Genomic DNA, 25841 nt, shown 5'->3' with positions numbered 1-25841 from the left:
TATCGTCGTCGTCATGCAATGCCCGTGACCCGTCTCCGTCACCATCCGTCCCTGCGCTTGCCGGGACGCTGAACACGGATGCCGCACCCCGGCGTCCTCGAAAGGCATCGCATGTTCTCCTCTTCTGCTCTCCCCCTTGCCGGCAAGACCGCCCTCGTCACCGGCGTCTCACGCCGCCGCGGCATCGGATTCGCCGTCGCGTCGCAGCTCGCCTGGCTGGGCGCCGACGTCTTCGTCCACCACTTCCGCCCGCACGACACGGTGCTGCCGTGGGGCGGCGACGACCTCGACGCGGTGCGGGACGCGCTGCGCGCGGAGCTGGCCCCGGGCGCCCGCTTCGGCGATGTCAGCGCGGACCTGCGGGACGCGTCATCCGTCCCCCGTGTCATCGAGGCGGCCCGGGGCGTCACCGGCCGGCTCGACATCCTGGTGTGCAACCACGCGCAGTCCGGCGACGACGGGTCGATCCTCGACATGACCGCCGACCGCCTCGACGGGTTCTGGCAGGCCAACGCCCGCTCGACGATCCTGCTCACCCGCGAGTTCGCGGCACTGCACGCGGGCGCCGGCCCGGGCGCGCGGCCGGGCGAGCGCATCGGGCGGCGCGGTCCGTTCACCGAGCCGACCGGCCGCGTGTTCTGGATGACGTCGGGCCAGATCCACGGGCCGATGCGCGGCGAGGTCGCGTACGCCGCGAGCAAGGCCGTGCTCGCCGGGATCACGAAGACCGTGGCCGCGGAGCTGCTCGAGCTCGGCATCATCCTCAACACGATCGACCCGGGGCCGGTGAACACCGGCTACCTCGACCCCGAGACGACCGACCGCCCGCTCGACGAGATCGAGGCGTGGATGCGCACGACGCCGTTCGGCCGCTACGGCGAGCCGGCCGATCCGGCGCGCCTCATCGGCTGGCTCGCGAGCCCCGACGGCGCGTGGGTGGTGGGCCAGGTGCTGTCCACCGACGGCGGGCTCGGGCTCGGCTGACCCTGGCCGACGTGAAGGAACCGGGCAGAATCGCGCCTCTCGCGGATCCTGCCGATTCTGCCCGGACCCGTGACACCCGAGCCGCTACAGCCGCACGACCTCGGTCACCCGCACGACGGCGGTGCCCGCCTCCTCCGACGCCGCGAGGTCCACGACGCCGCGGATGCGCCAGTCGTGGTCGCCGGCCGGGTCGTCGATCGTCTGCTCGACGCGCCAGAGACCGGATGCCGCGGCATCCGTCTCATCCACGGTCACGAGGCGCGGCGACCGGGCGGGCCCGCCGGTGAGGATCTCGTCGTGCTCTTCGAAGTACGCGTCGAGGGCGGTCGGCCAGTCGACGTCGGGGTCGAGCTCGACGAGCTCGTCGTCGCGCTGCCGCGCGGCCAGCTGCACGCGGCGGAACAGCTCGTTGCGCACCAGCACCCCGAAGGCGCGGCGGTTGGTGAGCACCGACGGCGGGGCGGGCGGCACGACCGGGGCGGCAGGGTCGTCGACGGGGTTGACGAGCGCCTCCCACTCGTCGACAAGGCTGGAGTCGACCTGCCGCACCACCTCGCCGAGCCACGCGACCAGGTCGTGGAGGTCCTCGGTCTGCGCCTCGGCGGGAACGGTCTGCCGGATCGCGCGGTACGCGTCGGAGAGGTACCGCAGCACCAGGCCCTCGCTGCGGGCCAGCTGGTACAGCGAGATGAGCTCCGAGAACGACAGCGCGCGCTCGAACATGTCGCGCACCACCGACTTGGGCGACAGCGCGAAGTCCCGCACCCACGGCTGGCTCGACGCGAAGACCTCGTACGCCTGCGTCAGCAGCTCCTCGAGGGGCTTGGGGTAGGTGACCTCCTCGAGCAGGGCCATGCGCTCGTCGTAGTCGATCCCTTCCTGCTTCATCGCGGCGACCGCCTCGCCGCGCGCCTTGAACTCCTGCTGCGCCAGGATCGGCCGCGGGTCGTCGAGCGTCGCCTCGATGACGCTGACGACGTCGAGCGCGTAGTGCCCGGTCCCGGCGCGCGCAGAACTCCACGCATTCGGGCCCGTCGCGGCCGGATCCGGCTCTTCGCCCGGCCTCGCATGCGGATCCGTGGAGTTTCGCCGGTCGGCAGGCGGGTCCTCCGGGTCGAGCAGCTCGATCGCGGCGAGCGCGAAGGGCGACAGCGGCTGGTTGAGCGCGAAGTTCGGCTGCAGATCCACGGTGAGGCGGATGCGATGGCGGATGCCGCCTCCCGCGGTCGCCGGATCCGCCGACCGGTCGACCTCCACCACGCCGGCGGCGACGAGCGTGCGGAAGATCGCGATGGCGCGGCGCGCGAGGTCGTAGCGCCGGGCACGGGGCTCGTGGTTGTCGAACACGAGGCTGCGGACGTTCTGGAACACGTCACCGCCTCGTGCGATGACGTTGATGAGCATGGCGGCGGTGAGCTGCAGGTGGGGCACGAGGGGCTCGGGCTCGGCTTCGACGAGGCGCTCGAACGAGCCGAGACCCCAGTTGACGACGCCCGTCGGAGCCTTCTTGCGCACGATCTTCTTGCGCTTGGCCGGGTCGTCCCCTGCCTTGCGCAGGGCCGCCTCGTTCTCGATCTCCCACTCGGGCGCCATGACGACGACGGTGCCGGACGTGTCGAAGCCGGCGCGCCCGGCACGGCCGGCGACCTGGTGGAACTCGCGCGCCGAGAGCTGCCGCATCTTCGTGCCGTCGAACTTCGACAGCGCCGTGATGAGCACCGTGCGGATGGGCACGTTGATGCCGACGCCGAGCGTGTCGGTGCCGCAGATGACCCGCAGCAGCCCGCGTTGCGCCAGCGTCTCGACCAAGCGCCGGTAGCGCGGCAGCATGCCGGCGTGGTGCACCCCGATGCCGGCGCGGACGTACCGCGAGAGCGTGCGCCCGAACGCCGTGGTGAACCGGAAGCCGCCGATCGCCTCGGCGATCGCGTCGCGCTGCTCGCGGGAGACCACCTTGATCGACGACAGCGCCTGCGCCCGCTCCATTGCGGCGGCCTGCGAGAAGTGCACGATGTACACCGGCGACTCGCCGGTCTGCAGCAGCTCCTCGACCGTATCGTGGATCGGCGTGCGGGCGTACGAGAAGTGCAGCGGCACGGGCCGCTCCACCCCGGTGATGCGCGAGACGGCGCGCCCGGTGCGGCGCTCGAGGTCGGCGGCGATGTCGGTGACGTCTCCGAGGGTCGCCGACATGAGCACGAACTGCGCATCCGTCAGAAGGAGCAGCGGCACCTGCCAGGCCCAGCCCCGGTCCGGATCGCCGTAGTAGTGGAACTCATCCATCACGACCTGGTCGACGGCGGCGTCGGCGCCCTGGCGCAGTGCGAGGTTCGCCAGGATCTCGGCGGTGCAGCAGACGATGGGCGCGTCGGGGTTCACCGATGAGTCGCCGGTCACCATGCCGACGTTGGCGGCGCCGAAGATGTCGACGAGCGCGAAGAACTTCTCGCTCACCAGCGCCTTGATCGGGGCGGTGTAGTAGGTGCGGCCACCGCGGGCGACGGCGGCGGCGTGCGCGGCGACGGCGACGAGCGACTTGCCCGTGCCGGTCGGCGTCGACAGGATCACGTGCGAGCCCGACACGATCTCGATGACCGCCTCGTCCTGCGCCGGGTACAGCGCGAAACCCTGGTCACCCGCCCACTCGACGAACGCGTCGTAGACCGCGTCGGCGTCCGGCGATCCGGATCCGGACCCGGATGCCTCGGCCGCGGCCGCGATCGTCTCGAGAAGCGTCGTCACCGTCCGAGTCTGCCAGGTGCCCAGGCGGCGGCCGCCCTTGCGCCGGAGCGTGCCGAAGCGCCCGCCGCAAGAGCGTCGGGACGCGACGGATGCCGCGGGCCGCGGCATCCGTCACCGGTTCAAGGCGTCAGGGGTTCAGCTTCGACAGGATGACCTGGGTGTAGGCGGCGTACCCCTCGTAGGTGGGATGCAGGAAGCCGGCCGGGTCGTTGACCGGGTCGACGCCGAACCAGGGATCGCTCGGCGCGCCGGGCAGCAGCTGCACGCCGTGACCGAGGAACGCCTGCACGACATCGGCGTAGACCACGTTCGCACCGTTCGCGGCAGCCATTGCCACCGCTGCCTGGATCGCGGCGTTGAGGGCGTCCGCGGCTGTGTTGACGGCCTGGGCGAGGGCGGCCAGCGCCAAGCACTGCTCGACCGGTGCCACCAGCGCGCACGCCTGCACGTCGACGGGCTCGAGCAGGTGCGGGTACCCCGTGACGACGATGGTGGCGTTGGGGGCGCGCTGCGCGATCGCGCCGATCAGCATCGCGAGCGGTTGGACAAGACCGGGCGCGTCGTCGATGACGGTCTGAACCGCCATCAGACATGCATTGAGGTCGCCGCCGGCGGGAACCGTCGCACACTGCGCGTAGACCGTATCGAGACCGAGATCGTTCGCGCCGACGGTGAGCGTGACGAGGGTGGTGCCGCGGTTCACCTGCGACAGCTGCGCGGCGGTGTCGCCGATCGTCGCCCCGCTGCAGGCGGGGTGGCGCAGCAGATTCACCTTCGGCACGTCATCGAGCTGAGATGCATAGCCGCCGTCGGTGCGGGCGCAGGCGTCGAGCGGCACGCCACCGCCCTGTCCGGCGGCGATGGAGTCGCCGAGGGCGACATACTTGGCGACCGTTGTCGGCGCGGCGGCAGCCGACCCACCGGCTGCCACGAGCCCGGCTCCGACAGCGACGGCCGCGAGCACGGCGAGAATGCGTCGTTTCATGATTCCCCCTTGAATCCCCAGCGAATGAAGCGATTCCCCCAGGAATCGGTCCGCCGATGCGTCGGCGCGCTTCTCGCTGCGCGCACACGCCGCGGACGATGCCGACGATAGACCTCCCCACCGCGCCCCGCCAGAGGGGTCGCGCGCTGGCGGAATCACTCGCGCGACACGTACGTTGAGTCAAGCGACGGAAGGAGACCGGGTGACCCACACCGAACAGACCACCGTGACCCGCAATGACGAGGACCACCGCTACGAGGTGCACGTCGGAGACGTGCTGGCGGGCTTCACCGTCTTCCGCGCCGACTCGCGTGGCCGGGTGCTCTTCCCCCACACCGAGATCGACCCGGCGTTCCGCGGGCAGGGACTGGCGCAGACGGTCGTGTCGGAGGCGATGGCGGATGCCGCGCGCCGCGGCGACACCGTGGTGCCGCACTGCCCGGTCGTGGCGAAGTATCTGCGCGAGAACGAGGTTCCCGGCCTCGACATCGCGTGGCCCGACAAGCCGCACCCCGAGTGAGCGGAGCGCGTCGATGACCCGGTTGGACGCGTCCTCGACGGCGGGCGGGCTGCGTCCGGACGCGATGGAGCTTGCCTCCGCGGTCGAGTGCTCCGGCCCGCGCACCCTGCTCCTGGAGTCGCGCGAGGTTCCGCTCGGCGGCGTGCGCGCCATGTCGGTGCGCCGCTCGCTGCCGCAGCGCGACCTGCCGCTGGTGGGAGCGTGGTGCTTCCTCGACCGGTTCGGCCCGCAGGAGACGCGCATGCGCGTGGAGCCGCATCCGCACATCGGACTGCAGACGGTGACGTGGCCGTACCTCGGCGACGTGCGGCACCGCGACTCGGTCGGAAGCGACGTCGTCGTGCGCCGCGGAGCCCTCAACCTGATGACGAGCGGCGCGGGCATCTCGCACTCGGAGTACTCCGTGGGCGACGGACCGACGCCCCTCGATGCGCTGCAGCTGTGGATCGCGCTGCCGGACTCCCGCCGCCACGGCGCTCCCGACTTCGAGCAGCACGCGGTGCTGCCCGACGTGGAGCTGCCGGCGCTGCTCGGGACACCCGGCGCCGCCACCGTCGTCCTCGGCGAGCTCGCCGGGGTCGCATCGCCCGCCACCGTGTACACGCCCATCGTCGGGGCAGAGATCCGCATCCCGCCGGGCGCGACGGTCCGTGTGCCGCTGCAGGCGGAGTGGGAGCACGCGCTCATCGCGGTGGCCGGTGCGGCCGAGATCGCGGGCGGCGACGCCGCGGGCGAGGCATCCGTCGTCCTGGACACCTCCCACCTGCTGTATCTCGGGATCCGCCGCGACGACGTCGTCATCTCGAGCGCGGACGGCGCCACGCTCTTCCTGCTCGGCGGTGAGCCGTTCGAGGAGGACGTCGTGATGTGGTGGAACTTCGTCGGCCGCTCGCACGAGGAGATCGTCGAGGCGCGCGAGGCCTGGGAGGCCGGGTCGGAGCGGTTCGGTCGCGTCGTCGACCACGGCGACGAGCGCATCCCCGCCCCGCCGATGCCGGGCGTGCGCCTCACGCGCCGCCGACGCCGGCTCTAGGCGCCCGCCCCCCAGACGCCGAGAGGCGCCCGGGCCGCAGCCCGGACGCCTCCCGTGGATGGAGCGGTTACGGCACGTCGACCGAGACGACCGTGCGCACCTGGGAGTCGCCGTAGCGCACGACGCCCAGGTAGCTGCCCGACTCGAGGCCCGACCACGACAGCTGGAACTGGGTCGGCGTCGCCTCGGTCACCGGCAGCGGGTTCGGGGCCGCGGTGAGCGATCCCAGTCCGTCCGGCGTGACGAGTGCCGAGGTGGCCTGCCAGGTGAACGGCTGCGTGTACGAGTACACGTGCGCCTCGACCAGGTAGTAGCCCGGGGTCGGAGCCACGAGCTGGACCGCCTCGTCGGCCGAGGCCGACGCTGACTGCCAGTACTCGTAGTACGACCACTGGGTCGGGCTCACCACGCGGTAGACCGTCAGGTCGAGGTCGGAGTTGGTGTCGTCGGACGAGTCCAGCGCGAAGCGCGCCAGCTCGGTTCCGTCCTTCACCTCGACCACCTCGTAGGTGAATCCGCCATCAGCCTCACCGGTCGCCTCGGTGCCGTCGATGACGACGTCCTCCGCAGCCAGGCCCGCGACGTTCAGCGGCAGGTCACCCGTGAGGCCCGGCGTGATCTCGATGTCGACGCTGCCGTCGGCACCCTCGCCCTCGACCTGCGCGGGAGCGGCGGCCGTGACCGGGAACACCGCGATCGGCGAACGCACCTCGGTGTCGCCCGACGTCCACGTGAGGAAGCCGGTGGTCCACTTCTCGACAGGAGCATCGCCCTTCGTGAAGGTGACCGAGAACGACTGGGTCTCGCCCGCGCCGCCGAAGGTGAGCGTGCTCGGCTCGACGGTGACGTTCATGCCCGGGACCGATGCCGACGCGGTGAACGTTCCGGCCTGCGTCGAGGTGACCGTGCGGGTCACCGTCTGCGGGCCGGGGAACGTGCCGATTCCGAACGACGCCAGGTTCAGGTCGCTGGGGTCGGTCGCCTCGATGCCGTCGAAGAGGTCCTCACCGAGCGCGCCCTCGAGGTAGCCCGCCCAGTCGGCGGGGCCGTTGAGGTAGAGCAGGCCCGGCTCGAAGTACTTCGTCGGGTCGACATGGCCGGCACCCTGCGCAAAGGGGTCGGTGACGTCGTTGTCGTCGGCGTCGACCGTGTTGTACGCGGTCGTCATGAGCGCGGACTTGATCTCAGCGGGCGTCGCGAGCGGACGCTCGCCCAGGTAGAGCGCGCCGAGACCCGCGACGTGCGGCGATGACATCGACGTGCCCGACTTGAAGCCGAAGGTCGGAGCCTCGGTCGGGCCGTTGTGGGTGGCGGCCACGATCGCGACACCCGGAGCCGAGACGTCGGGCTTGATGACGTCGGCGCCGTCGGCGAGCATCGGGCCGCGGCTCGAGAAGCCGGCGACCTGCGGGGTCGGGGTCTCCTTGCCGGTGACGTTGTCGCCGACCAGGGTCGCCGTCGCGCCCGGGGTGTTGCGCACGTAGTCGAGCAGCGCCGTGCGGAACTGCGCGTCGATGTGCACCGTCGGGACCGAGTGGAAGTCGTTGTCAAGCGAGCCCGGCGTGACGTTCACGAGGATCATCGCGGTGCCGCCGGCGGCGGCGACCTCCTGCGACTTCTCGACGCGCGCGTTGGTGCCGCGGTCGCAGACCACGATCTTGCCCGCGACCTTCGCGGGGTCGAGCGTGCCGAGGAAGCACAGCGCCGCCTCGTTCGGAGCTGCACCCGCCTTGGCGACGTCGCCCGAGTACACGACCGGACCGGTCACGCTCTCGCCGAACGGCACGGTGACCGAGGCGCCGGCGGCCTGGAAGCCGTTCGGCAGCTGCACGGTGCCCTCATACGTCGGGATGGTGGATGCCGCAACCGTCGTGTACCACGGCGAGGCGTGGTCGGCCGTAGCCGCTCCCGGGCCGCTGTTGCCCGCGCTCACCGCGACGAAGACGCCCGCCGCCGCCGCGTTGAAGAAGGAGATGTCCTCCGGCTGCAGCACGGTGGTGGCCGAGCCGCCGCCGATCGAGTAGTTGATGACGTCCACGCCGTCCGCGACGGCCTTGTCGATCGCCGCGAGCAGGTCGCTCAGCGCGCAGATGTCGTCGCTGGTCACGAGGTCGTCGGGTCCGACATAGCAGGCCTTGTAGGAGGCGACCTTCGCGGCGGGCGCTACTCCGGACATGTCGCCGAAGCCGATGCCCTCGACCGACGTCTCGACACCGAAGTTGCCGGCCGCGGTGCTCGCGGTGTGCGAGCCGTGGCCGTCGCCGTCGCGCGGCGACAGGTAGTCGTAGCTGAAGTCGAACCCGGTGGCCGCGGCGCCGTCGGCGAAGTACTGCGCGCCGATGAGCTTGGTGTTGTAGAGCTGCTTGGTCCAGCCCTCATCCTCGGCGGCCACGCGGCGGGCGCGGTACTCGTTGCCGTCGGACTTCTTGAAGACCACGTTGTCGCCGTTGATGTACGGCTTGCCGGTGCCGGGCTTGCCGATGAGCTTGTCGCCCGCGAACGCCGGGTTCTCCGGGGCGATGCCGGTGTCGACCACGCCGACCACGACGCCCTTGCCGGCCTCGGCGACGCCGCCGACGGCATCCCACACGCCGCCGGTGCCTGCGTCGCCCGAGCCCAGCCCGATGAACTCGGTGGAGGGGACGGCGTCGGGGTGGCGGATCTCGTCGGGGTACACCCCGAGGACGTTCTTGTCGCCCTGAAGCTTGGCCACCTGCGCGCCGTCGAGGTCGGCGGTGAAGCCGTTGAGGGTCACCTGGTAGGTGGCGGCGGGGGTGACGCCCGCGTCGGCGGCGACCTCCTCCTGCTCCTTCTTGAGGTGCGCGACGTACTTCTGCGAGTTGGCGGAGTGCGCGTCCAGCTGCTTGCCCTTGTCGGGCTTCGTGCGCTGGATGCCGGCCTGGCCGCCTTCGTACGTGGCCAGCGGTGCGTCCTTCAGCATGACGATGTAGCGGCCGGAGGGCGCATCGATCGGAGCGGGTGTCTTCACCTCCTCCGGGGCCGCGCCGAAGCTGGCTGTTGCAGTGCCCGTGAACAGGGCGGCGAGTGTGACGACCGCGGCTGCTCTGACGGAGGATCGACCCATTCGTGGCCTCCATGTGGATTTTGTGGGGAGAAGTCGCGCCACTTCTTCGGGGCGCAACGACCTCAAACCTAACTCTCGGTCAATTCCCGGTTAATGAGATCTTTGTGAGAAAAGCGATGGCTCCCGTCGGTAGACTTGTCAGGTGGCTGAACGCGTCCGACTTTCGACGAGCGTTCTGCTCACCTGTGCGGCGATCGGTGTCGCGACCGGTGTTCTGCAGGCCGGCGCAGGTGCGATCAGCGGCTTCGTCTCGGCGGGTGCGCCGATCCTCTACGGGCTCGTTCTCGGGGTGCACGTCCTTCCCGGCGTGGTGGCGCAGGAGCTGCTCCGGCGTCCGTGGGTCGCGCTGATCACGCACCTCATCGCAGCGCTGGTCGCGAGCGCGGTCGTGCCGCTGTGGATCGGCCGATACATCGGCACGGCGCTGCTCGTCGGCGCGCTGCAGGAGCTGATCGCCGCCGCCTCCCGCTACAAGCGCTGGGAGCCGTGGCGGTTCTTCGTCTCCGCGGTGATCGTCGGCGCCGTGATCGCGGTGTCCATCTGGTTCGCGGCGGACGTCTCGCGGTTCCCGCTGTGGGGTCAGGTCGTCTACGTGTCGCTCTTCATCGTCGGGCCCGTGGCGTGGACCGCTGTGGGGCTCGCCATCGGCGCCGCGCTGCGCCGCGCCGGCGTCGCGCGCCGCAGCCGCGCCTGACCGTCGCACGGGGCCGGGACCGGGTTCCGCCCCGGCGGACGGGGTAGGTTAGGGGACGCTAAGTTCCCTTGACGATCGGATGCCCGTGTCCACTGCCGCGCCGCTGCTGCGGGTGCGTGCGCTCGGCGTCACTCACGACGGCGAGACCGCTCCGGCACCGGCATCCGTGTCGTTCGACATCGCTCCCGGCGAAGTCGTGCTGCTCTTGGGACCCAGCGGCTCGGGCAAGTCGACGCTGACGCTCGCGCTCAACGGACTCATCCCGCACGCGGTGCCCGCGACGGTGACCGGTTCGGTGGAGGTCGACGGGATCGACACGCAGGTCTCCGCCGTCGCCGAGCTCAGCACGCGGGTCGGCATGGTGTTCCAGGATCCGGACGCTCAGCTGGTGACCGGCACGGTGCTCGACGAGGTCGCCTTCGGCCCGGAGAATCTGCGGATGCCGGTGCCCGACGTGCTGGCCAGGGCCGAGGCTGCTCTGCGCCGCGTGGGCCTGTGGGAGCGTCGCGCCGAGAACCCGGACCGGCTGTCGGGCGGAGGCCGGCAGCGGCTGGCGATCGCGTGCGCCCTCGCGATGGGGTCACCGCTGCTGGTGCTCGACGAGCCGACCGCGAACCTCGACCCGGCGGGGATCGAGGAGGTCTACGCGGCCCTCGGCGAGCTCGTTGCGGCCGGCGACCGCGCTGTCCTCCTGGTCGAGCACAACCTCGACGCGGCGGTCGGGTTCGTCGACCGGGTGGTGGTGCTCGACCACGAGGGCCGCCTCGCCGCCGACGGCAGCGTCGACGACGTGCTGCGCGGGCGGGCGAACGATCTGCACGAGATGGGCGTGTGGCTTCCGGTGTCGGCCATCGCCGCGCTGCGGCTGCGCCGAGCCGGTTTCGCGCTGGACCCGCTGCCACTCACCCCCGACGAGCTGCGCGCGGCGCTCGACGCGGAGCCCGCGCCCTCCCCTCCTCCCCCCTCCGTTCTGTCGAAACGCACGACGTCGGCGGGCGCAGGTACCGAAGTCCCGGTCATCACCGTGCGCGACCTCACGCTGCGGCGCGGCCGCACCGAGGTCCTGCGGGGCGTCGACCTGGACGTGCCGCGGGGTGCGTTCGTCGCCATCGTGGGAGCCAACGGCGCAGGCAAGACCAGCCTCATCCAGGCGATGGCGGGCGTCATCGCGCCGCCCAGAGGCACCGTGCACGTCGACGGCCTCGACGTGGGGCGCACCGACTCGCGCACCCTGAGCCGGCGCATCGGGTTCGTGTTCCAGAACCCCGAGCACCAGTTCATCGCGCACACCGTCTTCGACGAGATCGCCCACGGCCTGCGGTTGCAGCGGCTGCCCGAAGCCGAGGTGCGGGCCCGCGCCGACGCCCTGCTCGCCCGCTTCGGACTCGCCGCCAAAGCCGACAGTCACCCGTTCCTGCTCTCGGGCGGGCAGAAGCGGCGCCTCTCCGTCGGCACGGCGCTGGTCGCCGGTGCCTCGGTGCTCGTGCTCGACGAGCCCACGTTCGGCCAGGATCGCGCACGGGCCGACGAGCTGCTCTCCCTGCTGTCGGAGCTGAACGCGCAGGGCACGACGATCGTCGTGGTGTCGCACGACATGCAGCTGGTGACCGACTACGCCGACCGCACCGTCGTGCTCGCCGACGGCCGCGTGCTCGCCGACGGGGCGACGGCGGATGTCTTCGCCGACGACGCGCTCATCGCCCGTGCCGGCCTGCGGCCGCCCCCGCTGCGCCGAGCGCTGCGCGGGGTACGCAACCACCCGGAGCTCGCCCGCATCGCGCGCCTCGCCGACCTCCCCGGCGGCCCGCCGGCACCCCCCGTTCCGGCTGCCCCGGCGGCGGCGGCTCCGGTTCCGGAGGCCCCGCCTCCGGCCATGCCCGGGGGAGGTGCGCCGTGACCGAGACCGGCCCCCTCACCGTCGCGACGGCGGCACGCCGCACGATCGATCCGTACGCACGGGTCGAGGCATCCGCTGTCCGGTTCCTGTACCGCCTCAATCCGCTCGCGAAACTCGCCGCACCGCTGCCCGCGATGGCGGTGCTGGTGTTCGTGCGGGATGCCGCGACTCCGGCGGCATTCCTGCTGCTCGCGTACGCCGTGCTGCTCGTCGGGGTGAGGTTCACCCGCCGGCTGGCGGCGCTCCTCTTCGTCGCGCTGCCGCTGGGCGTGCTGGTGATCGGCCTCGGGTTCGCGCTGTGGACCGACGTGTCGCGCGTCGACCAGTCGGTCGTGGTGTGGCAGATCGGCGGCTGGTCGATGTACGGGGGCGCGCTCGCGGTCGGGTATGCCACCGCCGTGCGGCTGGCCGCGATCCTCGCGCTCACCCTCATCGTCGGCCTGTCGACGACCGGCCCGGATCTCGTGCGCGCCTCGGTGCAGCAGCTGCGCGTGCCGTACCGCATCGGCTACACCGCGCTGGCGGCGTTCCGCTTCGTGCCGCGGTTCGGGTACGAGCTCGACGTCATCCGGCAGGCGCATCGCGTGCGCGGCGCCCACGGCGGGCGGGGGCCCTTCGCCGCCGTCGCGCGCTGGTTCGGCTACATCGTGCCGCTGCTGGCCGGAGCGATCCGCCACGCCGAGCGGGTCGCGCTCGCGATGGACGCGCGCGCCTTCGGCGCCCATCCCGACCGCACCGAGCGCCACCTCGTGCCTTGGCGCGTGCGCGACACCGTGTTCGTCCTGGCGTTCTGGGCGGTCTCGGCCGCGATCCTCTGGGCGTTCTTCCCCTGGGGGCTGTGACCACCCCGGGCCCGCCTCGCGCTGGGGCGGCGCCCAGGACGGCACAGACGACGGATGCCGCGGCCCGGCGCCGGCGAAAGGCGCGGGGTCGCGGCATCCGCTCCCGTGCTAGCGCTTGCCGACGATCTGGCGCGAGACGAGGTCGCGCATGATCTCGTTCGTGCCGCCGTAGATGCGGTGGACGCGGGCGTCGAGGTAGGCGCGGGCGATCGGGTACTCGGTGATGTAGCCGTAGCCGCCGTGCAGCTGCACTCCGATGTCGAGCAGCTCTGCCTCGCGGTCGGTGGTCCAGAATTTGACCTTGGCCGCCTCTTCGGCGGTGAGCTTCTGGTCCTTGTAGAGCATCATCGCGCGGTCGGTGTAGGCCCACATCACGTCGACGGTGGTCGCCATGTCGGCCAGCTTGAACCGGGTGTTCTGGAAGTCCGCGATCCGCTCGCCGAAGGCCTCACGGCTGAGCACGTAGTCGCGCGTCCACACGAAGGCGGCCTCGCCGGCGGCGGCCGCGGCGACGCCGATCGAGAGGCGCTCGAGCGGCAGGTTCATCATGAGCTGGATGAACCCGAGGCCCTCCTTGCCGCCGATCAGGTTCTCTTCGGGCACGAACACGTCGGTGAACGAGAGCTCGGCGGTGTCCCAGCCGTGGAAGCCCATCTTCTCGAGCTTCTTCGAGTGGTCGAAGCCCGGCATGCCGTCCTCGAGGATCAGCAGGCTGAAGGCGTCGGGGCGGTTGCCCTCGCCGGTCTTGACGAACGTGACGACCATGTCGGCCGTCTTGCCCGACGAGATGAACGTCTTGGCGCCGTTGACGAGGTATCCGCCCTCGACCCGCTTGGCGGTCGTCTTGATGCCCCGCAGGTCGGAGCCCGCCCCGGGCTCGGTCATCGCGAGCGCGCCGAGGATCTCGCCGGTCGCCATGCCGGGGAGCCACTTCTCCTTCTGCTCCTGCGTGCCCATGTGCACGATGTACGGCACGGCCAGGTCGTCCTGGATGCCGAGGGCCCCGGCGAGCGAGCCGAGCCCGGCCGAGATCGTCTCTTCGAGCACGATCGCACGGAAGCGGTAGTCCTGCAGCATGCCCGCACCGCCGAACTCCTCGGGCACCGACAGGCCGATGATCCCGGCCTCGCCCGCGGCCAGCATGGTCGCGCGGTCGATCTCGCCGTCGCGGTCCCACTGCCGGCGCTTCTCGTCCGACGCGTAGCGCTTGATGAACTCCTTGACGACGTCGCGGAAGGCGTCGTGGTCCTCGTCGTAGATATCCCGCTCCATCGCAGGCGAAACCTCTCTCTTCGTCGGGTCGGCGTCCCGTCGCCGCCCCGGTACCTCGATCCTACGCCGCCCGCGACATTGAGTCTCACCCAGGGTGGGATTCAGTTCCGCGGCGGGCGGCGGCGCGGCGGGTCACTGCCGGTAGTCGGGTGCCGGCTCGAGGGCGAAGAACGCCTCGAGCGACGTCCATCCGCCGTCGTGGTAGGCCTTCGCGAGCTCCGGCCCGATGTAGCGCAGGTGCCACGGCTCGGGAAGGTAGCCGGTCATGTCGGTCGCGCCCTCGACGTAGCGCACGATCCACCCGTGCTCCCACGCGTGCTGAGCCACCCACTGCCCCTGCGGCGACGCGGCGAGCTGGTCGAGAGTGCCGCACCCGCCGGCGCACGCGACGACGTCGGCGCCGAGACCGAGCTGGTGCTCGCTGTACCCCGGTCGCGCGCTCACCTGGTCTGCCCGGTCGCCGCGCTCGGCGAAGTGCCGCCCGTACGTCTGCTGCTGCGTCTGATACGAGCGGAAGCCGCTCTCGAGGGCGATCTCGCCCACGCCGGCGGTGCGGGCAGCGTTGACGAGCGAGGTGAGAGCGGATGCCGCATCGCTGCGCAGCGCGCCTCCGTCGACGTTGCGCACGCCGTCGGGGATCACCAGCCCGCTGGGGCGGTAGTCGACCGGTGAGGCCGGGCGCAGCTTGTCCACGACCGCCCAGACGCGTGCGGAGTCGCCGAGGTCGACGCACGGCGCGCGCCCGTCGACCACCGCCGCACGGAACGCCTCGCCACCGCCCGCCGCGACGATCGCCTGCTCGTCGGCGCCCGACTGCAGCGCGGTGAGGAACTCGGGGATGGCGCAGAGGTCGGCCGCGAGCGGGGACTGCTCGACCGCGGGCACCGGCAGCTGTTCGATCTCGCGCGTCTCGGGGGCCGTGGTGAGCGCGGCTCGGGCGTCGGCCTCGGGTGCGGGCGGCAGCATGGCCGCCGTCATCGCCGCCGAGCCGAGCAACAGCGCGGCGCCGGTGGTGAGTCCCGCCACCACGGCGATGCGGCCGGTGAGACGACGCGGGCGGGCGTGGCGGACGGGCTGCGCGTCCTCTGCGACCGCGAGGATCTCCGCCCCGCGCGCGGCGCGCCGCTCGCTCGTCGCCGGGCGGTTGCGGGTCGCGGCCTTCCGGTCGCGCCGCGTTGCGGGGGCGGGCAGGGGCGCGGCGGGAGCGGGGGGCGTGGTCGGCGCTGACTCGCGGGCGGCGGACGCGGCCAGTGCGGGCGCGGCGGCGGGTGGATCTGCGACGGAATGGGGGGCGGGAGCGGTCTCGCGGGCACGCCGCGCCGCCTCCTCGCGCAGCTCTCGGGCAGCACGACGAGTCTCGGGGACGGCTCGGGGGGTGGCGAGCCGGCCTGGCTCCGTCACGCCTGCCATTCTTCCTGGCCTGGGGCGCGACCGCCACCGCGGCCGACCCTCTCGCTCGGGCATGTTCGACACGCCGTCACCCAGTCTTGACGTGTCTTCGAACTTTTGTTCTGATGGGGAGGTGAGATGGCAGGGTCAGGAACTGGGAGTGGCGGATGCCGCAGCCCTGCCCGGGCTCGAGCAGCTCAACGGCCTCGTGCGCTCGGTCACCACCCCCGAGTTCGCGGGCGTCACGTTCCACGAGGTGCTCTGCAGGTCGGCGCTGAACCACGTGCCGACGGCGTCGGCGATGCCGTTCGACTGGACGGTCAACCCGTACCGCGGGTGCAGCCATGCGTGCTCGTACTGCTTCGCCCGCGGAACGCACGAGTACCTCGACCTCGACGCCGGGCGCGACTTCGACACGCAGGTCGTCGCCAAGATCAACGTCGCCGAGGTGCTCGAGAAGGAGCTCCGGCGCGGCAGCTGGCAGCGGCAGCCGGTCATGCTCGGCACCAACACCGACCCCTACCAGCGTGCGGAGGGCCGCTACCGGCTGATGCCCGGCATCGTGTCGGCGCTCACCGAGTCGGGCACCCCGTTCTCGATCCTCACCAAGGGCACGCTGATGCGACGCGACCTGCCGATGCTGACGGATGCCGCCACCCAGGTGCACGTCACCCTGGCCATGTCGATCGCGGTGTTCGACGATGAGCTGCAGCACCTCATCGAACCGGGCACGCCCACCGCGTCCGCGCGGTTGGAGACGGTCCGCGCGGCCACCGACGCGGGCTTCCGCGTCACGGTCTTCCTGATGCCGATCATCCCCCACCTCACCGACTCCCGTGCTGCGATCGATCACGCGCTCACCCGCATCAAGGAAGCCGGTGCGATCCGCGTGGTCTACGGGGCGCTGCACCTCCGGCCGGGTGCGAAGCAGTGGTTCATGCAGTGGCTGGAGGAGAGGCATCCGCAGCTCGTTCCGGCGTATCGCGGCATGTACCCCGGCGTCACCGCGAACGCGCCGAAGGCCTACCGCGCGTGGCTCGCGCAGCGCGTGCGGCCGCTGCTGCGCGCGCACCGGCTGGACGGGCGAGCCGAAGAGGAGCACGGTCGGGGCATGACCGTGACCGGTCTCGCCGACCGCGCCGCCACCCGCGCTGCGACGATCGTCACGACCTCACGCGGCCGAGCCGCCGCCGCTGCTCTCCGCCCGGCGACGCCGGCGCTCGCGACACCGAGGGCCGAGGCATCCGACCGCCTGTTCTGACCTCCGGACCCGGAGTCAGCCGGCGAGGATCCCGCGGATCGCCCCGGCGTACGCCACATAACCCGCGCTGTTCGGGTGGAAGGCGTTCCGACTGCTCAGCCACCGGAAGTCGTTGATCCACGGCGCCGGGCTGCCGATGCCGTGGCCGGCGAAGTCGTCCTCGACGTCGACGAAGCGGGCGCCGTTGGCGAGCACGACTGTCTCGATGACGTCGTTCAGCACGACCGTCTGATCGTTGACCTCGTCGGCCCACGTGTACTTCGGGTTGACGCCCGACGTGTTCTCCCAGAACAGCAGCGGGTACCCGGTGACGACGATGCGTGCCGCCGGGGCCTTGGTTCTGATCGCCGTGACGACGTTGGCGACGCTCGCCTTGAACGCGTCGGAGTTGGCGATCGCAGCGCCGGTGGCCGCCTCGACGACCCCGAGGCGACAACACCTGCCACATCCACCCGCGCCGCCGCCTGCACCACAGAGATGGCCCATATGGCCGCTTCGCGGGCGCCGAGGCGACAACAACTGCCATATCCTCCGGCGCCCGGGCGGCCGATGTGGCGCATGTGGCCGCTTCGACGACCCCGATGCGACAACACGCGCCACATCCACCGGCGCCCGCACGCCACCCGCTGCCGTGCGGCGTCTCAGCGCGTCGACGCAGCGAGCGCGGGCTCGGGCCGCGTCTCGACGTCGACCGGCGCGACGTCCGGCGCCTGGTCCGCCACAGGGCCGGCGACGTGCGCGAGGACCGCGTCGAGCACGACGTCCGCCGCGAGCAGCCGGTTGTGGCCGAGGCCGCTGGTCGGCAGCAGCCGCGCGGCCGGGTGAGCGGCCGCGATGCGCTCCGCCTCCGTGAAGGGGACGAGCCTGTCGCCCCGGTCGTGGACGATCAGCAGCGGCACGGCGGCCGGCAGCGGCCGGCGCACGCTCGACAGCCACGCGAACGGGTCGGGATCGCCCGCGAAGTAGCGGCTGGCGAACAGCTCCCTCATGCGTCGGGAGACGGCATCCGAGTATCCGAGTCCCGCCTGGAACCCCGCGAGCAGCGCGTCGGCGTCGGCAGGGGCCGCGATCGTGACGACGCGGGCAGAGCGGATGCCTCCCGCGACGCCGACCAGCGCCGCGAGGCCGCCGAACGAGTGCCCGACGACCGCCTCGAAGTCGCCGTGGCGCTGCTGAAGGGCGGCGAACACGTGGATCCAGTCGACGAGGTAGGTCCGCCGTCCGGCGGAGCCGCCGTGCGCCGGGGCATCGAATGCGACGACGCGGTACCCGTCGGCGACGAGTTCGCGGACGAGCGGCGCGAACTGGCTGGCGCGCGCGTCCCAGCCGTGCGCCAGCAGCACGGTGCGGTCGCCGGCTCCCCACTCGTACGTGTCGACCTCGACACCGCGCCGGTCGATGCCGGCGATCGTGACGCTGCCCCGACGCGCGCGTGCCATCGTCGGCTCGTGGTCGGCGTGCACGGGCCGCGGCTTCGCGACCCGCCCGAAGAGCGGCATCGCAAGAGCGGCGCCCCAGCGGGGTGAGAGCGCGCCCGCGGCGCGGACGGATGCCCCGGCGGTGGCGACGAGAAGGCTCATGGGGGCTCCGATCCAAGAATACGAACGGTCGTACTTATGAATACGAACGATCGTACGGTAACCTCGCCCCATGGCACAAGCCCCCGTCGACCGCCGTCGCCTGCGTGGCGACGAGTCCCGTCGCGCCGTGCTCGCACACGCGGTCGATACGGCGACCGTCGACGGGCTCGACGGACTCACCATCGGACGATTGGCGGATGCCTCGGGGCACAGCAAGAGCGGGATCGCCACACTGTTCGGCTCGAAGGAGCAGCTGCAGCTCGCCGTCGTCGCCGCCGCGCGCGAGGTCTTCGTCGATCGCGTCGTGGCACCCGCCCGCGCCCGCACCCCTCGCGGCCTGGTGCGCGTGTGCGCGCTGCTCGCGGAATGGGTGGCGTACTCGCGCGACCGCGTCTTCCGTGGCGGCTGCTTCTTCGCCGCGACCTCGGTGGAGTTCGACGCGAAGCCCGGCGCGGTCCGCGACGCGGTGGTCGCCGCGTCCGGCGAGTGGGAGGACTACCTCACGGCCAGCATCGAGCATGCGATGGCCGCCGGCGAGCTGCCGCTCCTCGACGACGCGCGGCAGCTGACGTTCGAGCTCGTGTCGTTCCTCGAGGCGGCCAACACCCGGTCGCTCCTCTACGCGAGCGACGAACCGTATCGGCGTGCCGCTGTCGCGGTGCGCGCCCGCCTGACGTCGCTCGGCGGCGACCCCGAGCTCATCGCCACGATCGGCGCGACCCCGGCCACTTGACCGGCGCCGCTCTCCCGCATCCGGTCCCGCTGGTTCGCGAGGGGCCGCACCGCACAGAGCATCCCGCAGCCACCCCGCGCCCCCTTCGGCAACGGGATGCGGCGTGCCCGAAGCCGGCCGCCACGCGCGGCCCTGGAACTCGGCCCGGAGGGAGAGGACGATGGCGGGATGGCGCGCTTCCTGCTGTCGGCGATGCCGTTCACCGGTCATGTCGACCCGCTCCGGGCAGTCGCCCGCGCTCTCGCGGAGCGCGGCCACCACGTGCGCTTCTACACGGGTGCCGCGTTCGAGGCCCGGGTCGCGGCATCCGGAGCCGCCCTCATGCCCTGGCGCCGCGCCCCCGATTTCGACGAGAACGACCTGCGTGCCACCTTCCCGCGGCTCGAGGGCAGAAAGGGAATACGGCAGGTCTTCGCCAATCTCGAAGACGTCATGATCAACACCGCCCCCGCGCAGGTGGATGACCTGCAGGCGGAGTGGGACCGCGAGCCGTGGGATGCGGTCGTCGCCGACGAGACCTCCGTCGGCGTGGCACTCTTCGCGGAGCGGAACGGATGCCCCTGGGCCACGGTCGCCGTGCTGCCGCTGGCTCTGCCGAGCCGGCGGGGCGCCCCGAACGGGCTGGGCCTGGCGCCAGGTCGCAACCCCATCACCTGGGCGAGGGATGCGGCACTTCGCGGTGCCGCGCCGCTGCTGATGCGGCCGCTCGCCCGTCCGCTCGCGCGCGCCCGGGAGGCCGTCGGGCTGCCTCCGCGTGCAGTCCGGTTCGAGGAGGCGGCGTACTCGCCGGACCGCGTGCTCGCCACCGGCGCGCCCCTGCTGGACTTCGCCCGCTCCGATCGCCCCGACCACCTGGACTTCGTAGGCGTGCTGGCGCCACCGGCATCCGCTCCCGGTCCGCTCCCGCCGTGGTGGGGCGACCTCGACGGCCGCACCGTCGTGCACGTGACGCAGGGCACGCAGAACATCGATCCCGCGGACCTCATCCGCCCGGCCCTCGAGGCACTCGCCCATCGCAACCTCCTCGTCGTGGTGTCGACGGGCGTGCGCGGTCGCGACGAGCTGCCGTTCGCGGTGCCCGGCAACGCGCGAGTGGCGGGGTTCCTGCCGTACGACGAGCTGCTGCCGCGCACCGATGTCGTCATCACGAACGGCGGGTGGGGCGGCACGCTGGCCGCACTCAGCCACGACGTCCCGCTGATCATCGCCGGCGGCGACCTCGACAAGCCGGAGGTCGCGGCGCGCGTCGCGTGGACCGGCGCCGGCATCGACCTGCGCACCGGCACGCCCACGGCGGCCCAGGTCGCACGCGCGTACGAACGCGTCTCGGCGGATCGATCGATGCGGGATGCCGCGGCCCGCGTCGGCGCCCAGCTCCGGTCGCTCGGCGGGGCCGCCGGAGCCGCCCGCCTGCTCGAGGCCTTCGCCGCGCGCGCCTGAGCGCGCGGGAGGTGCCCGCCGCCCCGTGCCGCCGCATGGCGGTCTCGGAGGACCGCGGTCGCGGCCGGGCGGTGTGGCTTCGCTTCGCGTCGCTGGGCCCCGGGGCTGGCGCGGGCGTCGTCGGTGCCGCAGACGCTGGCGCCGAGACAAGGGGTTCCCGCCGAGAAAAGTGGTGTCGCCCTGGGTCTCGGCGCGAACCCCATGTCTCGAGGGGTGGCGGACGCCGTTTGTGACACACGAGGGCAAGGCCGCAACTCGTGACGCACGAGCACGCAGGCGCGCCACTCACCTGTCACGACACGCGGCACGGCGGCCCCGGACGGCGCAATACGTGTCAAGCGAAGGCGACGCCGCAACTCGCGGCACACGAGCGCGCAGGCGCGCCGCTCACCTGTCACGACACGCGGCACGGCGGCCCCGGACGGCGCAATACGTGTCAAGCGAAGGCGACGCCGCAACTCGCGACACACGAGCACGCAGGCGCGCCGCCCGCCCGCCACAAGGGCCGGGGCGAGAGGAGGGACGGATGCCGCGGCGGGGAGTAGCATCCGTCCCCGGCCCGGTCAGCGCGGCAGCAGCGGATCCCCCGGGCGGGCCTCGTCGAAGGGCGCGTCGATGTCGGCGCGGTCCAGCAGATCGGCGAGCCGGGCGCGACGAGCCCGCGTCACCAGCGTCACGACGGTGCCCGGGCGACCGGCGCGTCCGGTGCGGCCGGCGCGATGCAGGTACGTCTTGTACTCGTCGGGCGGGTCGGCCTGCACCACGAGATCGATGTCGTCGACGTGGATGCCGCGGGCCGCGACATCCGTCGCCACCAGCACGTCGATGCGACCCGAGGTGAGCTTCTCGAGGTTGCGGGTGCGGCGGGCCTGGTCGAGGTCGCCGTGGAGCGCCAAGGCGCGGACGCCGGCTTCGCCGAGCTGCTCGGCGACCATCTCGGCGTAGGCGCGGGTGCGCGTGAACACCAGCGACTTCCCGGCCGCGCCCACGAGGGAGCGCAGGATCTCCGGCTTGTCGCGATGGTCGATGACCAGCACGCGGTGGTCGATGGTTCCGGAGCGCTGCGTCTCACCCGCGACCTCGAACACCGCCGGCTCGGCGAGGAACTCCCGCACGAGCGCCTGCACCTGCCCGTCGAGCGTCGCCGAGAACAGCAGCCGCTGCGCGTCGCGCGGCGTCCGGCGCATGATGCGCTGCACCGGCTCGAGAAAGCCGAGGTCGCACATGTGGTCGGCCTCGTCGAGCACCGCGACCTGCACGTGCGAGAGGTCGAGCGCGCGCGACTCGACGAGATCCTCGATGCGCCCCGGCGTGCCGATGACGATGTCGATGCCCTTCTTCAGCGCGCCGAGCTGCCGGGCGTGCGGCACGCCGCCGTAGATCTGCGTCGTGAAGAGGCCGACGCTTCGCGCGATCGGCTGGATCGTCGCGTCGATCTGCAGCGCCAGCTCGCGCGTCGGCGCGAGGATCAGCGCGCGCGGCGGGCGCCCGACCTCGCGCTTCTGCCCGGCCTGCGAGCGCAGCACGCTCTCGACGAGCGGCGCTCCGAACGCGATGGTCTTGCCCGAGCCGGTCCGGCCGCGCGCGAGCACATCCCGGCCGTCGAGGATCGCCGGGATCGTCGCCGCCTGGATGGGGAACGGATGCCTCGCCCCGAGCTCGCCGATCGTCTTGACGATGTTCTGCCCGAGGCCCAGGTCCGCGAAGGTCGCGCCTTCGCCCTCCGCGGGCGACACCGTCGCGGCCTCGAGCCGCTCGTGCACCACGTCGGGCCGGCCGCCGTCCGCCGGCCGGCCGCCGTCCTGACGCGGACCTCCGCTCGGCCGGGCAGCGCCGGCGCCCCGCGCGCCGCCCGCGCCCCGCGTGCTCGCCTCACCTCCGGCAACGCGCTCGCCCCCGGCGCGACCGCTGGTCCCGGCACCCCGTCGCGGGCCTTCGGCGCCTCCGCGGTCGTCGCGGGCGTGACCGCGGATCGCCCGCGCCTCATCGCGCCCCGCCCGCTCCTGCTCCGACCAGCGGCGCTTGGCCGGCGGCTCGGCGGCGTGATCCCGGTGACCGCGATGCCCCGGGCTGCGACTGCCGGGCTTGCCGGACGACGACTGCCCGGGACGCCGCTTGGCGTCGTCGCCGGCTCCCCCGCCTCCCACACCGGCGCCCGCAGCGCGACCCCCGTCACCCTGAGCGCCCGTGCTCCGGCCGCCGCGCGACCCGCCTGCCGCCCGATACTTCGGGTTGTACCGCGGGTCGAAGTTCTTGGCCGCACGACCGCCGCCGGGCTTCTTGTTCTTGGGCATCCGGATCCGGCTCCTTCTCGCGGTTCCGCGGGCATCCGCACCGCCGTCGGCGCGGGTCGGCCCCGGCTTCCCCAGCGTAGTCGGGAGCCGCTCGCGCCCCGCAGATACCCCTTTCGAGGGGATCGGCGCAAGTTCTGGTCAGCGCTTGCCCGGCCTGGCAGGTTAGTGTTACCACAGGCGGCTTGCCGCTCAACAGCCTGGGAGGGCTGTTCTGGGGAGTAGTCGTCGTATACCGATGGGCCCCGGACCGGGGATTCTATGGGGGGACGACCGGCACCGGGCTCATGCACCGAACCGATCGTGAGTCTCGAATGTCTCCCACGACCCTTTGCGATGCACCAAGCGCCCCACCGGTACCGGCAGGCGCCGTGATCACGGCTGCCACCGCCACTCTCTCACAGGTTGCGGCCGACACGGCCCCCGCACAGGCCACGCGGCGCGACATCATCGTGCCCGTCGTCAGCAGCACCGCACGCGCGATCGCCCTCGCACCGACGACCGTCTCGACCACCGCACCGGCCGCCCTGCGCGGCATCCGCCCCGTCGCCGACCCCGCGCTCATCGCCCACCGCATCGGCAAGCTGGCGGTGCTGTCACTGCCGCTCGGCGTGCTGGTCTCCATCCTCACCACCGGCGATGCGACCTGGTGGCAGCTCCACTTCTCGCAGCTGGGCACGCACTCCGACCTGTCCGGACGCACCTTCAACTCGATCGTCATCTTCTCCGGGTTCTTCCTCGCCGCCTACGGCGTGTTCCTGTCGCTCGCGCTGCCGGCCGGCATCGGGCGCCGGCCGTCGCGCGCGTTCCGGGGCTCGGTGGTGTCGGCGGGGCTGCACCTCACCGCCGTGGGCCTCGTTCCCATCCCGGTGAGCGCCGTGATGCACGACATCATCGCGTCAGGACTCGGCCTGTCGTTCCTCGCGACCGTGGCCACGGGACTCGCGATCCCGGGCCGCAGCCGGCGCTTCCGCCGCGCCACCCTCTTCTGCGTCGGTCTTCTCGCGACGGGCATGGTCGTGCTCACCGCGGGCTTCATCACGCTCGCTCTCTTCGAGTTCGTCGCCTTCGTCTCGATGGGCATCTGGCTGCTCTCGCTCCCCCGCGCGCTCGCGCACCGCGAGGCGCCCGTGACGGCCGCCGAACCGGTGCGGCGGGATGCCGGCGCGACCGGAGAATGGATGCCATGGCAGAACCCGTGGCCCACCCCATCACCGTCGCGATCGAACGACGCATCGATCCTTCCCGCACCGTCGAAGCCACGAGCTGGATGCAGGCCGGCACCGATCTCGCAGCCGGTTTCCCCGGCTTCCTCGGCTCAGGGTGGGTCCGCGCCGGCGAAGGCAGCGACCTCTGGTACATGCTCTACCGGTTCCGCGACATCCCGACCCTCGAAGGCTGGGAGGGCTCCCCGCAGCGCTCGTGGTGGCTCGACTCCGGTCGCGCCTTCGCCCGCGAGGTCAGGGTCGAGCGACGCACTGGCATCGAGGGGTGGTTCGACGCTCCGTTCGCCACGGTCGTCGAGCCGCGGCATCCGGATCGCTCATCGGGACCGGCCACCGGTCCTGTGCAGCAGCCCATCCCGCCCGCTCCCGCACGCTGGAAGCAGGCTGTCACGATCTGGCTCGGCTTCTTCCCCACGAACCTTCTCGCGTCGTGGCTCCTCGGCTTCGTCCCGGGTTTCGCGGAGTGGCCGCTGATCCTGCGAGTCCTGCTCGCGACGCTGCTGCTCACGCCTGTGATGACGTATGCGGTGCTGCCGTGGGTGACACGGATGCTGCGCCCTTGGCTGCAGCGGGGGCCCTCGGCCGCCTGACTCAGCGGTTGCCCGCCGAGCAGGTCTCTTGCTGCGCCGTCGACCCGGTGATGCTCTCGGGGAGGACCACGGGCTCCTCGGCCGGCGTGGGCGTAGCCGTCGGGTCCGGGCTGGGCACCGACGGGGCGGCCTCGGGAGGCGTGACCTCGATGACACCGCCGTTCGCTCCGGCCTCGCCCGACACCTGCAGGGGCCGGTTGGCCGCGAGCGCGTCCCACAGCCGCTGCGCCGAGTCGCCGTCGGGCACGACCCGGTTGCGGTCGGACGGGTCTTCCATCACCGGGTACTGCACGAACACGATCTGGTCCAGCGGCACGTCCCTGCCGGCGAGCGCGAGCTGCACCATGCGCAGCGGATCGGCGAGCGACTGCGTCGGAGTGATGTTGTCGGCCGCCGTCGCGGCGAGCCGGAACAGCGTGGCGGGATTGGTGAGCACCTCCTCGCTCGTGAGCTTGCGCACCAGGCGCGACATGTACTGCTGCTGGTTGCCGATGCGGGCGAGGTCGCTCTGATCTCCCACGCCGTAGCGGGTGCGCAGGAACTGCAGCGCCTCGAAACCCGCGATCGTGCGCGGGCCGGGTGGCCAGTCGATGCCGGTGAAGGGGTCGCGGATCCCGTCGTTGCCGATGCACACCTCCACGCCGCCGACGGCCGACGTGAGCGCCACCACGCCGCCGAAGCTGACCTTGGCGGCGAATTGGATGTTCTGCTGCGTGAGGTTCGACACGGTCTTCGTCACGCAGGCGAGTCCGCCCAGCCGGTACACGGCGTTGATCTGAAGCTTGGAGATCGGCTCGGCCGTCGAGCCGTCGGCCTGGGTGCACGAAGGAACGGGCACCATGAGGTCACGCGGGAACGAGACCACGGTCACCCGTCGCGGGTCGTCCGAGACGTGCAGCAGGACGTTGACGTCGTTGAGCTCGTTCATCGAGTCGGGTCCGGTGCAGCGTGCCCCGAACGCGGCGATCAGCTCCGGCTCGCACTCGTCGGTGCCGACGACGAGCAGGTCGAACGGACCCTCGATCGGCCCCATCTGCGGGGGTGGCAGTGGCGTCTGGTCGTGAAGGACGACCGCATCCTCGGCGAAGCTCGCGCGGAGGTCGTACAGCGAGAACGCGACGACCGCGGCACTGGCCACGAGCACCGTCATCGCCACGACGCCCGCGAGGGTCAGCGCCTGGCCGAGCGGGGTCGGCGAGCGGAGCGGCGCATGACGCGCGACGGTCCGCCGCCTGGAAGCACCCTGACGCGACAACGGGATCACCCCTTCCCCCGCG

At 72.2% G+C, this 25841-nt stretch carries 19 protein-coding genes; 10 read left to right on the top strand and 9 right to left on the bottom strand.

The features are described from left to right. Positions 1-111: 111 nt before the first annotated feature. A complete protein-coding gene (locus tag IR212_RS01010) occupies positions 112-984 on the top strand; it encodes an SDR family oxidoreductase (RefSeq protein ID WP_194397194.1) in 873 nt (290 codons plus the stop codon). Positions 985-1068: 84 nt separating this feature from the next. Here IR212_RS01010 and IR212_RS01005 read toward each other — a convergent pair whose 3' ends face one another. Both IR212_RS01005 and IR212_RS01000 read right to left on the bottom strand, forming a co-directional pair. Continuing rightward, complete coding sequence (locus IR212_RS01005) at positions 1069-3726, bottom strand: DEAD/DEAH box helicase (RefSeq protein ID WP_420488608.1); 2658 nt, start codon at positions 3724-3726, stop codon at positions 1069-1071. Positions 3727-3853: 127 nt separating this feature from the next. Beyond that, positions 3854-4711 (bottom strand): SGNH/GDSL hydrolase family protein, encoded by an 858-nt coding sequence (locus IR212_RS01000; protein ID WP_194397193.1) that lies wholly within the window; start codon positions 4709-4711, stop codon positions 3854-3856. 202 nt (positions 4712-4913) lie between these two features. On the opposite strand from IR212_RS01000, the gene IR212_RS00995 reads away from it, so the two are divergent. Together IR212_RS00995 and IR212_RS00990 are read left to right on the top strand one after the other, a co-directional pair. Next, positions 4914-5231 (top strand): GNAT family N-acetyltransferase, encoded by a 318-nt coding sequence (locus IR212_RS00995; RefSeq protein WP_194397192.1) that lies wholly within the window; start codon positions 4914-4916, stop codon positions 5229-5231. A gap of 13 nt (positions 5232-5244) precedes the next feature. Further along, complete coding sequence (locus IR212_RS00990; protein WP_194397191.1) at positions 5245-6264, top strand: pirin family protein; 1020 nt, start codon at positions 5245-5247, stop codon at positions 6262-6264. Between the two features lie 67 nt (positions 6265-6331). On the opposite strand, the gene IR212_RS00985 is transcribed toward IR212_RS00990, so the two are convergent. Further along, positions 6332-9349 (bottom strand): S8 family serine peptidase, encoded by a 3018-nt coding sequence (locus tag IR212_RS00985; RefSeq protein WP_194397190.1) that lies wholly within the window; start codon positions 9347-9349, stop codon positions 6332-6334. A gap of 142 nt (positions 9350-9491) precedes the next feature. On the opposite strand from IR212_RS00985, the gene IR212_RS00980 reads away from it, so the two are divergent. The 3 genes from IR212_RS00980 to IR212_RS00970 all read left to right on the top strand — a co-directional run bounded on the left by IR212_RS00980 (position 9492) and on the right by IR212_RS00970 (position 12782). Beyond that, a complete protein-coding gene (locus tag IR212_RS00980) occupies positions 9492-10043 on the top strand; it encodes an ECF transporter S component (protein WP_194397189.1) in 552 nt (183 codons plus the stop codon). A gap of 79 nt (positions 10044-10122) precedes the next feature. Then, on the top strand, positions 10123-11940 hold the full coding sequence (locus IR212_RS00975; RefSeq protein WP_194397188.1) for an ABC transporter ATP-binding protein: 1818 nt from the start codon (positions 10123-10125) through the stop codon (positions 11938-11940). Beyond that, positions 11937-12782, top strand: a complete 846-nt coding sequence (locus IR212_RS00970) for an energy-coupling factor transporter transmembrane component T (protein ID WP_194397187.1) — start codon at positions 11937-11939, stop codon at positions 12780-12782. Before IR212_RS00975 ends, IR212_RS00970 begins: the two co-directional genes overlap by 4 nt. Before the next feature lie 108 nt (positions 12783-12890). On the opposite strand, the gene IR212_RS00965 is transcribed toward IR212_RS00970, so the two are convergent. Then, positions 12891-14054 carry an acyl-CoA dehydrogenase family protein gene (locus IR212_RS00965; protein ID WP_194397186.1) on the bottom strand — a complete coding sequence of 388 codons (1164 nt, stop codon included), beginning with the start codon at positions 14052-14054 and terminating at the stop codon, positions 12891-12893. A 132-nt stretch (positions 14055-14186) separates the two neighbouring features. Then, positions 14187-15455 (bottom strand): M15 family metallopeptidase, encoded by a 1269-nt coding sequence (locus tag IR212_RS00960; RefSeq protein ID WP_194397185.1) that lies wholly within the window; start codon positions 15453-15455, stop codon positions 14187-14189. A gap of 121 nt (positions 15456-15576) precedes the next feature. Here IR212_RS00960 and IR212_RS00955 point away from each other — a divergent pair, with 121 nt between their 5' ends. Further along, positions 15577-16704 carry an Rv2578c family radical SAM protein gene (locus IR212_RS00955; protein ID WP_194397184.1) on the top strand — a complete coding sequence of 376 codons (1128 nt, stop codon included), beginning with the start codon at positions 15577-15579 and terminating at the stop codon, positions 16702-16704. A gap of 15 nt (positions 16705-16719) precedes the next feature. Here the strand turns inward: IR212_RS00955 and IR212_RS00950 are convergent, their stop codons facing one another. Together IR212_RS00950 and IR212_RS00945 are read right to left on the bottom strand one after the other, a co-directional pair. Continuing rightward, a complete protein-coding gene (locus IR212_RS00950; RefSeq protein ID WP_194397183.1) occupies positions 16720-17190 on the bottom strand; it encodes a GDSL-type esterase/lipase family protein in 471 nt (156 codons plus the stop codon). Positions 17191-17345: 155 nt separating this feature from the next. Beyond that, positions 17346-18284, bottom strand: a complete 939-nt coding sequence (locus IR212_RS00945; protein WP_194397182.1) for an alpha/beta fold hydrolase — start codon at positions 18282-18284, stop codon at positions 17346-17348. 70 nt (positions 18285-18354) lie between these two features. Between IR212_RS00945 and IR212_RS00940 the strand changes: the two genes are divergently transcribed. Together IR212_RS00940 and IR212_RS00935 are read left to right on the top strand one after the other, a co-directional pair. Next, on the top strand, positions 18355-19017 hold the full coding sequence (locus IR212_RS00940; protein WP_194397181.1) for a TetR/AcrR family transcriptional regulator: 663 nt from the start codon (positions 18355-18357) through the stop codon (positions 19015-19017). Between the two features lie 168 nt (positions 19018-19185). Further along, entirely contained in the window at positions 19186-20457 is a 1272-nt protein-coding gene (locus IR212_RS00935; RefSeq protein ID WP_194397180.1) for a glycosyltransferase, read from the top strand. A gap of 563 nt (positions 20458-21020) precedes the next feature. On the opposite strand, the gene IR212_RS00930 is transcribed toward IR212_RS00935, so the two are convergent. Then, positions 21021-22751 (bottom strand): DEAD/DEAH box helicase, encoded by a 1731-nt coding sequence (locus IR212_RS00930; RefSeq protein ID WP_194397179.1) that lies wholly within the window; start codon positions 22749-22751, stop codon positions 21021-21023. A 1183-nt stretch (positions 22752-23934) separates the two neighbouring features. Between IR212_RS00930 and IR212_RS00925 the strand changes: the two genes are divergently transcribed. Next, a complete protein-coding gene (locus IR212_RS00925) occupies positions 23935-24564 on the top strand; it encodes a putative antibiotic biosynthesis monooxygenase (protein WP_228479413.1) in 630 nt (209 codons plus the stop codon). Position 24565: 1 nt separating this feature from the next. Here IR212_RS00925 and IR212_RS00920 read toward each other — a convergent pair whose 3' ends face one another. Continuing rightward, positions 24566-25819, bottom strand: a complete 1254-nt coding sequence (locus IR212_RS00920) for an LCP family protein (protein WP_228479412.1) — start codon at positions 25817-25819, stop codon at positions 24566-24568. Between the last annotated feature and the right edge of the window lie 22 nt (positions 25820-25841).

The sequence above is a fragment of the Microbacterium atlanticum genome (genome assembly GCF_015277815.1).
In the GTDB taxonomy this organism is placed as follows: Bacteria; Actinomycetota; Actinomycetes; order Actinomycetales; family Microbacteriaceae; genus Microbacterium; species Microbacterium atlanticum.
The sequence above is the reverse complement of the archived record's forward strand: the minus strand, read 5'-3'. Positions and strand labels throughout refer to the sequence as shown.